Origin of the sequence: Agrobacterium rubi TR3 = NBRC 13261 (assembly GCF_000739935.1) — a bacterium.
In the GTDB taxonomy this organism is placed as follows: domain Bacteria; phylum Pseudomonadota; class Alphaproteobacteria; order Rhizobiales; family Rhizobiaceae; genus Agrobacterium; species Agrobacterium rubi.
Window position 1 is genome coordinate 149,626 of sequence record NZ_BBJU01000026.1, and the last position, 12,280, is coordinate 161,905.

Here is a 12,280-nt window from a genome sequence, read left to right on the forward strand (position 1 = left end):
CTCACCATCAATCAAACGGAAATGCCATTGCAGCAAATCCGATCAGGAAACATCAAGGAGCAGATCATGAGACTAGGCATTGACGGACAGAAATTGCCCGAAGCGAGAAAGCGCGGCCCTTTCAAAAGCCTCGAACACGTCAAGGAACTCGGTCTCGGCGGCATCTTTTTCAGCACGGTTCTCGATATGAGCGAGACGCTGGACAAGGGCGAACTGGCCGATATCAAGGCGAAGGCCGATGAGCTTGGCCTCTACCTCGAAGCAGGCGTTGGCAAGATCAACCCGTATTGCAGTGCCGAGGCCCCGGAGTTTCGCGCCATCGGCGGTGGCGATGTCATCCTGGGCTTTACCCGTATGATTGAAGCGAGTGCTGATATCGGTTGCCGTGAACTGTGGGTATCGCCGGGAAATTTCAAATCGGAATATCGCGGGCGGTTGGCCAATGACCGATTCCGCACCGATGTGACCTGGGACGAGCAGTTGCTGGGTATCGAAAAGGTGCTGCTGAAGCTCGCACCCGTGGCGCGCGCGTACGGCGTTCATCTCAACATGGAAACCCACGACGAAATCACCTCCTTTGAAATCCTCCGGCTGATCGAAAAGGTTGGCGAGGACTGCATGGGTGTCGTTTTCGATACGGCAAACGGCCTGCAACGGGCCGAGCATCCGGTCTTTGCCGCAAAACGCGTCGCCCCCTATGTGCGCCAGACCCACATCAAGGATGCCTATGTCGGTCATGCCACGGGCGGCCTCGATTTCCAGACCCGCCCCGTCGGTCGCGGCATTGTCGACTTTGCCACGATCATCCCCATCCTTGCCAAGGCCAAGCCGGACCTGAACCTCTCTCTGGAAGTCGCAGCTTCCGTCGAGGACAAGCCGCGCAAAGCCAATCCCCGCCAATGCATCGAGATCGATGATCCGATCTGGCGTGCCGGTCATCCAGACCTGACGGCCGAGGAACTGGACGCCTATCTCGGACTGGTTGATACCTTCGAAAAACGTGTGGTCGCTGGGGAAATTCCTGATTGGGAGACATATGAGGCCAGCCAGTATGGCTACCCGACCTATGAGCACCAGTCCTATGGCTTCAAAGAGGCCGTGACCTTCATCAAAGATTCTGCACGCCATATTGAACAGGTTTGCCGCGACAATGGAATTTCACTTGCTACGGCGGCTAGAAAGCAGCAAGCGGCGTAAGACTCGAGCGTTCTGTCGACGACGTGTGTCATCAACTTTAAAAACCATGGGACGAACTGGATTTTTAGGATCAAGCGCATATACGCAGGAATATTCCCATGAAAATAATCATATCGCTTGATCCGATCTGGAGACGACAATGAAGACCACAAGGCGACGTCTAAGCGCCAAGACTCCAACAAAAGCCAGCAGCCCGGTGGATACAGCCGAAGCCGCGAATGACGACGTGACGGAGCGCATCCGCAGCACCCTTGCCGCAGCCATTGGTGAGGGCGCGCTCAAACCCGGCGTCAAGATTCTCGAGGACGCGATTGCCGACCACTTCGGGGTCAGCCGCACAGTCGTGCGCGGCGCGCTCGGCGTGCTGGAGAGCGATCATCTTCTGGAGCGCAAGAAAAACCGCGGCACTTTCGTGGCTGAGCCTGGCATCGAAGAGGCAAAAGCTCTGTTCGAGGCACGGCGCAAGCTTGAACACGTCATTCTCGAACTGGTACTGGACCGCGCGACCATCGACCAACTGGACGCCCTTGAAAAGCTGACCGACGAAGAAGAGCACATCCATCACCACGGCGATGAAAAGTCGAAGACGGTGCTTTCTGGCAAGTTCCATGTCGTTTTGGCAGAACTCGGCGGCAACGCTGTCATGACGGAAATGTTGTCCAAGATCGTCGCCCGCCTTTCGCTTGTCATGTCCCTATATGAAGAAGAGCGCAAAGATGATTGCGGTGCCGATCACCACCGCTTGATCGTCAAAGCCCTGAAAGCGAAGGACTTGCCAAAGGCGCAACAGCTGATGGATCACCACCTTGCCGATATCGAGGGCCGCGTTCGGTTGACCGAGGGACAGGGCGATCGACATACGTTTCTGGCGGTGCTGGAGAACTTTTCCTAGAGACTGATCTCATCAAGAGTTCAGCAGGCAGCCCTGTCCCAAAGATTAGGGACGCGAGCCCTTGGGGCAAGGATTGCTAGACGCATATGACAGCTTCAAATCGTGACTTTACCCAATACACATTTACCTCCTCTTAAATTTCCTAAACAAGACAAACACTTAATTAGATTTACCAAAACAATGACGCAAACTAATCACTGAAAAATATTCCGACATTCTGGTCGTATTTTCGCTATAGAGCTGGAATTCAAGTACGCGGAGACGATGTTCCAGTCGCCGAAAATTTGAGAAAGTACGGAGTTCCCATGACAACCACGCCCGCGACTCTCAAACCGCTTCTTTGGGAACCGAAAAATCTGGTACGCGCCATCGAAGCTGCAGGGGTCACTTTGTGGTCTTGGAACGTCAATACCGATGCTTTTGCGATGGATGACCATTCCTACGAACTGTGGGGTGTTCCAAAAGGTCGCGATGTCACGTTTGAAGACTTGTCTGCGCACATCCATCCCGCAGATCGCGATCGGGTCCGCGCGGCCTTTACGGCGACACGCTCCATCATTGGTCCCTATGAGATCGATTTCAGGATCATGATTGGCGACGAACTCAAATGGATTTCCGCCCGTGGCCAAGGTGACGATGCCGGCATGGTCCAAGGGATCATGTTCGGCATTTTTATCGACGTGACGGGGCGCAAGCAGGCCGAGGAAGGCCGGGAGCTTCTGTCGGGAGAAATGAGCCACCGCGTGAAAAATCTTCTCGCCATTGCCTCTGGCCTGACAGCGATCACCTCGCGCTCGACGACAAACGTCGAGGATATGGCCCGCGAGTTGACGCTCAGGCTGACGGCCCTGGGGCGGGCTCATGATCTTGTCCGGCCGGTGCCTGGCCAAACGGAAGCACCCTCGGCTTTACTCGGCGATCTGCTGACCGTCCTTCTCGCTCCCTACGACGATCTGGGCGCTTTCAGCGGTCGCATCCGGGTTTCCGTGCCACGGATGAGCGTAGGCGAAGGCGCAACGACCGTCGTTGCATTGATCGTCCATGAGCTAGCCACCAATTCTCTGAAATATGGTGCATTGTCATCAAACACGGGAACGCTCGACGTTTCATGCTCGGCACAAAACGAAGCGGTCACGATCATCTGGACGGAAAATGGCGGCCCTAAAGTCGTTCCACCACAATCAAAGGCTGGTTATGGTAGCAAGCTTGTCGAACGCAGCGTGACCGGCCACCTGCAGGGCTCAATCAACTATAACTGGGCTCAGGATGGCCTGGTCGTCACTCTCCTGGTCGATCCGGAACGCCTGGCAAGCTAGAGCGTCCGTTCACACGAGAGTGGGGCCATCTTCGTTAGTTGAAAAGCAGCAGCTCGGCTGCAGCCGCATTTGCCTCATCCATGGAGGCGTCCAGCGTTGCCTTGAGAATCCGAAGCTCCGCCAAAAGGCGTGGGCTCAAATCCTTTTGCTGCCAATCCGTCAGTTTCTGCTGCCACTCGGCAACCTCAACGATCAGCTGACGCGACCGGTCTGCTGTTTCCGGATTGACGGCACGGGCAGCCCGCTCGGCGTTTTCCGCAAGCTCGACCAGCTCGACTGTGCTGACGATCCATGTCGGGAGCGCCTCCCGCAGTGTCGCGATTTCAGAAAGAACCAGTTCGTCGGCGGCATAGTGGGTCATGTTTGTCCCGATCTTCGCAAGAATGAAATGAGAATGAGCGCCCGGTGTGGTTGTTGTTCGCTTCTACCTAACATGGCGCAGGGTCAGGTGTTCCATCGTAGCATCACGCCTCGGCACTATCGCCGTTTCGAGAAGCCAGCTGCGCGCGCAACGCCGTTGTAAGACATTCGCGGCTATAGGGCTTTGGTATGAAAGGCACGCTGTCGGGAAGTGTCGCTGGTTTGACCCGTCCCGACGTGACAACGATGCGGACCGTCGGGAATTGCTGTTTCGCCAGAACTGCCAAATCGACACCGGAGGAGCCATCGGCAAGATCGACATCGGTAAACAGGATCAAAATCCCTTCTACGTCAGTCAGCACCTCCATGGCCTCCTTCGAGGTCCGCGCCTCGAAAACGATGTAACCAAGGTCTGAGAGAAGGTCGCACGCCAGCATGGCGATCAGCGGCTCGTCCTCGACCACGAGGGCTATTTCGCGTTTGACGTTCACTTCGTACCCACCGTCGGCGCGAGGGTCTTATTTATACTCGCCATGTTGGAAATGAGGCTTTGGAAAATCGCGTCGTTCTTGGCACGCCATTCCTTGTCATCGAGCCAGAGGTAATCCTGGTCGGGCATCAAAGGTACGGATTTCACCTGGTCACTGGTGATAGGCAGGAAGAAGCTGGTTCGTGCCCGGTCGATCACCAACGACAAAAGTGGCACCACAAGACTGTCTTTTCCCGGAACGAAAAAGCCACCGGATGCGACAATCACATAATCTTTCTGGTCTTTTGTTCCGATAACGACATTGCGGACTTCACCGACGATTTTATCGTCAGAGGTCCTAACCTCCGCCCCGACGATCTCGTTGACAAGGAGGCCCGGATCGAGCGCACTGATCGGCACGAGAGGACCTTCATTGAGCGTACCGCGGCTACCTTTGACCTTGCCTAATCGTTGTTGCAGCGGCTCGCCCGCAGCCTGCTGCTGGTCGACGGCATCTTCGTCACTCGTGCCGCGTTCACCCATGGAGGGGGATGCGATCAGCTCCTTGATGTTGCCGACAAGCCGTTCGCAATCATCTTCCAGCCCATATGTCCACAACAGGAACGCCGCATCACGCATGGTTCTAAGATCAAGCACGAGGTAGCGGTTTTCAGGATCACGCAATTCGGGCTTCTGCAAAATCGCTTCTTCCAGCTTGGCGTCAGAAATGTTGCAGGCCGCCAGTACAGGCGTGGCAGACAGCGCAAAGGCAAACCCAACGGCAACGGCCGCTGTTTTAAGGATAGTCATGAAATGGGTCCGATCGGCGGATTTTGCTTCGACCTCGTGGTGTAAAGCACGTCAATCCGGAAAGAGTGTACCGCGTGACGCCTCGATCATGATACCAAAACGGACTATGTCTTATTTTGTTCCATTGTGGAGCGGATTTGAGCTGGGAAAGCGATGGGTTTCGACTGAGACAAGCCTATCATATTGATATGCTTGATAATAGTTATTAAAGATAACGGGAACGGGCGTTGGTACTCCATAAGTCTTTTTGTGTGGCTTTCCCATGTTTATAGTCGCAATCAGACATCGCGACCCAGATGGTGCCGAGGCAGGTGGGAGTGGCATTGCGCAGTAATGTTTGGGCAAGCATCTGGACCACTGTTCCAACAGCGTTTTTGAGCCGCTGTAACAGCTGGCTCAGAAATGCCCTTCTTGCGCCCGTCCGCTGCATCAAGGAGAGCTGGATCGTCCAAGTGTCGGCAGGTCGATGCCGCTCAAGTGCCAGTCTCGTTCTTTTTTTGTCATGCGCACAAACCGACTTAAAAGCTCCCTTCAGCATGCATTGAACGATCTGGGATGATCCAATCCTCTAGCAAGAACGAAATCCATCGAAGGCTTGGATCGATAGCTAATGAAAATCATTACAACCTTTGGACGCGATGGATCTCTCGTTCCGTAACGCCCTATTTACAAAAAACCCAGCATTAAAGCAGGCCAAATACCTTAGAAAATCAATTAATAATTGTATTTTAGCTGCTAATCGCAAGATAATTCGATTTTTTACCCGCTATAATTTTCTCAAGGCGCGCAACATCCATTAATTGCATTAATATGACAATTTAAGAACGGGATGCTGCTGTATTTTTTATAATCTGACTGTCTATTAAAAAATACTATTCAAAAAGTAGCTAATTTTGCGATGAAAATTCCAACGCTACATGTCAATAATAAGCTTTAAAGGGTTTATTTTAGCGTCGCACCCTCAGCTTGCAAAATACCGGAAGCCGTTTACCTTGCACTGCAACAGACCAGTGGAGCAGCGAAGCGGCCTCCCTTCTGTGAGCAACGGAAAATCTACAATTTATCACGGCAGCAGGCACAAAAGCGCAATGCGTTTTCGTGCGTCCACTGGCATGTGCCGATCTCTTTTGCCTACTCGACCTATAAAGGAAAATTCGATGGACAGGCATTTCAAATCGCATCCTCTTTCTGTCGCACAAACAGGTATGTGGGTGAAAGAGAAGCTATCCCCGCCGGATTTAAGTTTTGTACTCGCAGAGGCCATAGAAATCCTCGGCCCCATCTCTCCAGATGTATTCTGCAATGCGCTGCAGCGGCTATCGCAAGAAGTCGATGTCACACGTATCCAAATTGTCGAGATCGACGGCAAGCCTCGTCAGATCATCGCTCCATATGTGGGCAGAGATTTCGACATCCTTGATTTCAGCGCCAATCCAGATGGCTTGGAAAAAGCGTATGATTGGATGCGTGCAGAGTTAGCACGCCCCCTTGATCTGGGGGAAGATGGCCTGTGGTCGAGCGCGTTGATCAAGATCAAAGAAGACCACTGGATTTGGTACCACAGGGTCCACCACATTCTTTTCGACGGTTTCACCGGAGGCCTCCTCGCGCGCCGTCAGGCTCAACTTTACACGGCCCTAAAACGCGGTGAAGAACCAGAGCCATGTGACTTCGGTTCGCTTCAAGAGCTCCTGGACAGCGAAGAGAATTATCGCAATTCCGTGCATTTCGAGCGTGACCGAACCTATTGGCTGGACCAAATGAGAGGTATCTCTCCACCAGTCACCCTTACGCGGCACAGCGATGCACCCTCGGGCGGCCTTTTGCGGTTGAGGACGACCATTGGTCGTGATGAGGTCAAGCGGCTGCAAGAGGAAGCAAAAAAACTTGGGGCGAGCCTGCCGCAGGCATTGATCGCGACCGTGGCCAGCTATTACGCCCGCGCTACCGATTGCTCGGACCTGACGATGGTCACCATGGTTACCGGCCGCATCAGCAGCGCGGTACGCCGAATACCGGGTATGGTCGCCAATGCCGTCCCACTTCGGTTCAACGTGACGCCGGACATATCCTGGCAGGATATGGTCAAGCAGGCGTCCAGTCAGATGATGAGAGCCCTGCGATATCAGCGGTATCGTTATGAGGATATTCGCCGCGATCTCAATTTCACCAGGCAGGATGAGCAGTTAGCACGTCTGGGCGTCAACATTGAGCCTTTCGACTATGATCTGCGCTTCGACGGGCATGCTGCATCCGCGCATAATCTGTCGAACGGAACAATGACGGATTTCACGATTTTCGCCTATGACCGCGGCGATGGAGGTGATCTGCACGTCGATTTCGATGCCAATCCCGCCCTATACACGCTGGAGGAACTGGAGGAGCACAAGGAACGGTTCCTTCACCTCATTTCCAATATCATTTCCAGCCCTGATCGGGCGGTCTGCGATATCTCGCTACTGTTGGCGAACGAGCGCCAACGTGTCCTGAATGACTGGAACGACACCGCGCAACCAATCGAAAATGCCACTTGGCTCGATTTGTTCAGACGCCAGGTTGAGCAGCGACCGCATGCAACAGCCGTCATTTTCGAAGCCCGGGAACTGAATTACGAAGCGCTGGACAAGGCGTCGGACCTGTGGGCAGCGGTGCTGAAAGGTCGCGGCATTGGGCGCGGACACCTCGTGGCCATCGCCACGCCGCGAAGCGAACAAATGCTGATCGCACTTCTCGCCGTTGCCAAAACAGGTGCTGCCTATCTGCCACTCGATCCGTCCGATCCGCGGGAGCGTTTGTCGACAATCCTTGAAGACGCAATGCCGAGTGTCATTTTGTCGACATCAGCCGCTTGCGTGTCGCTTCCTGCCTTAAAGGCACCGGTCGTCCTGCTGGACGAAGACCCCGCAGATGTTACAGCAAACGGCGTTTTTGACGGCCCCGAACCGCAGGACACCGCTTATGTGATCTTTACCTCCGGATCCACCGGACGCCCGAAAGGCGTTGAGATTGCTCATGCTTCGTTGCTCAACTTCCTGCAAGCCATGCAGAAGTTGCTCTCTCTCAAACCGGAAGACCGGATCGTTGCGGTAACCACGATTGCGTTCGACATCTCCGCACTCGAACTGTTTCTGCCGCTGACGGTGGGAGCGACAACGGTGATCACGACACGTTGCGTGGTCAAGGATCCGACCGCTCTCTACCGGCTAATCAAGAGCAATGCCATCTCTATAATGCAGGCGACGCCGTCTTTGTGGCGCATGCTTTTAAGTGAATACCCCACAGAGCTCAAAGGCTTGCGGCCGCTGGTCGGAGGGGAAGCCTTGCCTCGTGATCTGGCTCGCCGGATGGAAAAACTCGGACACCCGGTCATCAACCTGTACGGTCCTACAGAAACGACAGTTTGGTCCGCCTGTATGCCACTGACCGGTTCCGATCTGGACAGCGTTCCAATCGGCAAACCGATCTGCAATACCCAGCTTTATGTCCTCGACAGATCGCATCAGCCCGTCCCGCCGGGCAGTGTTGGCGAACTTTACATTGGGGGTGCAGGCGTTGCAAAGGGCTACCTCAACAGGCCGGAGCTGACACAGGAACGTTTTCTGCCAAACCCGTTCAGGAATGGCGAAGAACGGATGTATCGGACCGGCGATCTGGCACGGTGGCGCGCCGACGGCGTTCTAGAGTATCTCGGGCGTAACGACCACCAAATCAAAATCCGCGGCTTTCGTGTCGAACCTGGCGAGATCGAGGCGGCAATTATCTCGAACGGTTCGATCCGTCAGGCAGTCGTCGTGCTACGGGAAGATAACGGCAAGAGCAAACAGCTGGTGGCTTATCTCACCCCTGCCCCAGGCCGGACGATCGACACCCAGCATCTGGCCAACCGTTTAGCCGGAACTCTGCCGCCACATATGATCCCGGCCGTCTATGTCGTTATGGAAGACCTTCCCTTAAATACCAATGGGAAGATCGACAGGAATGCCCTGCCGATACCGCAGGTGCGGACTTCACAAGCCCATGTCGCGCCCAGCACTGACAAAGAAATCCTATTGGCGAGGTTGTGGTGCGATATCCTCGAGCTCGAAACCATCAGCATTCACGATGATTTTTTCCAGCTCGGAGGAGACTCCCTTTCTGCAGCGTCCATGATTTCGGCTCTGAGCCGTAAGATTGATGGTGATATTGCGTGGTCAAGTTTCGTGGATACACCCACCATCGCCAGTTTCGCAAAACACCTCGACAATCCAAGAAAACAGAAGACACCCATGGCGCCCGTTCTCCCCATCCGAGCCCAGGGAAATAACCCACCATTGTTTTGCATCCACCCTGTGATGGGTCTTGGATTGGCATTTACGTCTTTGGCACAATACATCCCTCAGGATGTCCCCATTTTCGCGTTTCAAGCGGATGGCCTGAACAAAGCGGACATGCCGGCCTCGATCGAGGAGATGGCGCGACTCTATCTCAGCCGAATTCGCGACATTCAGCCAGACGGACCCTACAATATTGTTGGTTGGTCTTTCGGCGGGCTCGTGGCACATGAGCTTGCCAGGCAGATGGAGCAAAAGGGCGATGATGTCGCCTTTCTCGCTCTTCTCGACTCCTACCCGTTCATGCCGCCCTCTGGTGCAGCCATCAACGACGAAACGGTCTTGGCAAAAGTGGCTTTGGGTTTCCTTGGTTTCGACGAAAACATCATTGGCGACAAACCGGCGTTCTCGGCTCTCGGTGACTTTCTGACCCAACAATACGGACTGAGAGAAAATATATTCTTCAAAGAAATCCTGCGAGAAAATCCGGCATTCCTGGAGCGGCTGCGCGAGGTCATCATGCATCACCTGGACATCGCCCAGCATTTCGTTCCCGGCAGGATCAACGCCGATATACACTTCTTCAGCGCAAAGCCAGCAACATCCAAGAACCTGCGGAAAATTCTAAATTACCATGTTGAAGCTTGGCTGCCACATGCGATTGGCGGAGTTCACAGACATGAACTCGACTGCGCTCATGAAGAGATGCTGGAACAGCACAATGCAGAGAAGATAGCGGCTGTTTTCATGCGGAATGCGCTGAGTAAAATGCCCCATCTGATGCGCCGCAGGGCAGTTCTCCCCAGCAACAATACAGCTGTTGCTGTGATCTAAGATGTCATGGGGTCTAACCACAGACGCGGTGTGCGGCCGCTAGGCGCTACGCAAATATGGCAGATCAGCAGGGGGCTGAACTATCCTGGACCCGATCAGGGAAAAACGACCGTTTGATACCGTTACGTGATCATCCAACAAGGAGGAAAACCAATGGATCATACAAACCACGTTCGCCTGGCGACCACAGAATTGACCTCTGAAATCCTGGAGGGTGCTGCCGTCTACGGCGCGGATGACCATAAGGTCGGGAAGGTCGATCACGTCCATGGTGCAGGAGCAAACGGTCAAGCTATTATCGACGTCGGCGGCTTTCTCGGAATCGGCGCCAAGCCTGTAGCAGTTGCTCTGAGCGATCTCGATTTCATGCGAGATGAGGATGGCGATGTGCACGCTGTGACATCATGGACAAAAGATCAATTAAAAGACATGCCAGAACACCATCACTGATGTTTTGGGGGCTTGGTTAGAACCAAGCCCCTTCCCGCTTTATTCCGAACATGTGCTGCTAAATCAAAGAGCGACACAAAAGCTCGTTGAGCGATTACCGATAAAACCAGTTAACGCCGATTTCGAAACGTTCTACCCTTTTAAACGGGCACCTTCGTGTGAGACCTTCTGGCTATGGAAGCGCTCAAGCCGTTTCAGGACGTCGTCGAGAAGCTTTGTGACGGTCAACGATATGACTGTATAACGCTCGAAGTCGGCGCCTAGGAGACCTCTCATGCTGGTGGCCGGTGGCCCGGTGCGGCCAACCGCAGGGCTTTGCAGGATCACTAAGCTTTCCCGCCCTTACGAAGTGTGCGTCCGGCCAACACATTTCGCGAACTGAGCCATCCAGGCGATGATCTGGCGTTAGTACCAGCATTAGTGCTGGGATTAGATCGGGATCTTAGAGGTTGGCATGGCTCGCATGGAGATTATTTCAGGCATTGAACGCAGGCGGCGTTGGCCGTTGGAGGTAAAGCTGAGCATCCTGGCGGAAGCGGCTCAACCTGGCGCGCGTGTTTGCGATGTGGCGCGTCGGCATGATGTTCATCCATCGCAAATTAGAGTCTGGCGCAGAACTCTCTGCAGTCGAGATGACGCACCGTCGTTCTTGCCGGTCCGTCTTGTTGACAACGATCCACTTCGGCAGATCCCATCCAATTTTCCCGTTAAGATGTCTGTGCAGATCTCGTTGCGCAACGGTCGCAGCCTGAAGGTGCCGGTAAACATCGAGCGAGAGACTTTGGCATCGTTGATCGCTTGTGTTGAAGCCGCATGATCGGGCCGTTAGGGAATGTGCAGGTTTATCTGGCCTGCGGAGTGACCGACATGCGTCGCGGTATCGACGGATTGTCTGCACTGGTCGAGGGAGTGATCAGGCAAGCGCCTGGTTCTGGCGCGATCTTCGGATTCCGCGGCAGGCGCGCTGACCGCATCAAGCTTTTGTGGTGGGACGGCCAGGGGTTTTGCCTGTTTTACAAGGTTCTGGAACGCGGATACTTCCCATGGCCGGCGGCCAAAGATGGCGTTGTGCATCTGACGCAGGCTCAGTTGTCGATGCTCGTCGAGGGGATCGACTGGCGACGACCGACATGGACGTCAGCGCCTCATCGCACGGGCTGAAAGCGTTATTTTGCAGGGGGTGTCAGGGTAAAATGCTGGCGCTAGAGGGCCAAATCAGTTACATTTTTGGGTATGGAAACAACGCCGCCACAGGGTCAGGACGAGCTATCTGCACTGCGTGCATTGGTTGCTGAACAGGCGGCGAAACTCGAGCGACAAGACGCCGAAGTCACCAAACGCGATAGCATAATCGACATTTTGCGCGCGCAGTTGGAGTTGCTGCGCCATCGACAGCATGGGGCCTCGTCCGAGAAAATAGACCGCAAGATCGAACAATTCGAACTGATGCTCGAGGAGATTGAAGCGTCCCGCGCCGAGGCTGAGGTTCGCTCTGGAAGGATACCTCTGCCGGAGCTGGAAGATGTCTGCGAAAAGCCAAAACGCAGACCTTTGCCGGATGGGCTGCCGACAGAAGAGCGGATCTATCCGGCGCGGTGCAATTGCCCGACCTGCGGCGGGACATCGTTCCTGAAAGCGCCTG

11 protein-coding genes are annotated in these 12,280 nt (G+C 54.4%); 8 read left to right on the plus strand and 3 right to left on the minus strand.

The genetic code is table 11. The features are described 5' to 3' along the window. The first annotated feature begins 66 nt into the window (after nucleotides 1–66). The 3 genes from RRU01S_RS20285 (at nucleotide 67) to RRU01S_RS20295 (ending at nucleotide 3,405) form a co-directional block, all read left to right on the plus strand. Nucleotides 67–1,197 carry a sugar phosphate isomerase/epimerase family protein gene (locus RRU01S_RS20285; RefSeq protein WP_045232058.1) on the plus strand — a complete coding sequence of 377 codons (1,131 nt, stop codon included), beginning with the start codon at nucleotides 67–69 and terminating at the stop codon, nucleotides 1,195–1,197. Between the two features lie 139 nt (nucleotides 1,198–1,336). Continuing rightward, on the plus strand, nucleotides 1,337–2,089 hold the full coding sequence (locus RRU01S_RS20290; RefSeq protein WP_045232023.1) for a GntR family transcriptional regulator: 753 nt from the start codon (nucleotides 1,337–1,339) through the stop codon (nucleotides 2,087–2,089). 305 nt (nucleotides 2,090–2,394) lie between these two features. After that, nucleotides 2,395–3,405, plus strand: a complete 1,011-nt coding sequence (locus RRU01S_RS20295) for a sensor histidine kinase (protein ID WP_045232024.1) — start codon at nucleotides 2,395–2,397, stop codon at nucleotides 3,403–3,405. Between the two features lie 34 nt (nucleotides 3,406–3,439). On the opposite strand, the gene RRU01S_RS20300 is transcribed toward RRU01S_RS20295, so the two are convergent. From RRU01S_RS20300 to RRU01S_RS20310, 3 genes are all read right to left on the minus strand, one after another. Then, nucleotides 3,440–3,766, minus strand: coding sequence for a hypothetical protein (locus RRU01S_RS20300; RefSeq protein ID WP_045232025.1), 327 nt, complete (start codon nucleotides 3,764–3,766; stop codon nucleotides 3,440–3,442). A gap of 103 nt (nucleotides 3,767–3,869) precedes the next feature. Beyond that, nucleotides 3,870–4,256: a response regulator gene (locus RRU01S_RS20305; RefSeq protein ID WP_052816149.1), complete on the minus strand. Its 387-nt coding sequence runs from the start codon at nucleotides 4,254–4,256 to the stop codon at nucleotides 3,870–3,872. After that, the gene (locus RRU01S_RS20310) at nucleotides 4,253–5,044 is read right to left on the minus strand and encodes a PRC-barrel domain-containing protein (protein WP_045232026.1); all 792 of its coding nucleotides are present in this window, start codon (nucleotides 5,042–5,044) and stop codon (nucleotides 4,253–4,255) included. The genes RRU01S_RS20305 and RRU01S_RS20310 overlap by 4 nt, the downstream gene beginning before the upstream one ends. 1,157 nt (nucleotides 5,045–6,201) lie before the next feature. Here RRU01S_RS20310 and RRU01S_RS20320 point away from each other — a divergent pair. The 5 genes from RRU01S_RS20320 to RRU01S_RS20335 form a co-directional block, all read left to right on the plus strand. Continuing rightward, nucleotides 6,202–10,188, plus strand: coding sequence for a non-ribosomal peptide synthetase (locus RRU01S_RS20320; RefSeq protein ID WP_165572250.1), 3,987 nt, complete (start codon nucleotides 6,202–6,204; stop codon nucleotides 10,186–10,188). A 153-nt stretch (nucleotides 10,189–10,341) separates the two neighbouring features. Then, entirely contained in the window at nucleotides 10,342–10,638 is a 297-nt protein-coding gene (locus RRU01S_RS20325; protein ID WP_045232028.1) for a PRC-barrel domain-containing protein, read from the plus strand. 454 nt (nucleotides 10,639–11,092) lie between these two features. Further along, entirely contained in the window at nucleotides 11,093–11,455 is a 363-nt protein-coding gene (tnpA, locus tag RRU01S_RS25545; RefSeq protein WP_081880142.1) for an IS66-like element accessory protein TnpA, read from the plus strand. Beyond that, nucleotides 11,452–11,799: an IS66 family insertion sequence element accessory protein TnpB gene (gene tnpB, locus RRU01S_RS20330; RefSeq protein WP_045232029.1), complete on the plus strand. Its 348-nt coding sequence runs from the start codon at nucleotides 11,452–11,454 to the stop codon at nucleotides 11,797–11,799. The genes tnpA and tnpB overlap by 4 nt, the downstream gene beginning before the upstream one ends. A gap of 72 nt (nucleotides 11,800–11,871) precedes the next feature. Next, nucleotides 11,872–12,280, plus strand: a 409-nt coding sequence (locus RRU01S_RS20335; protein WP_045232030.1) for an IS66 family transposase, incomplete at its 3' end; no start/stop codon positions are given.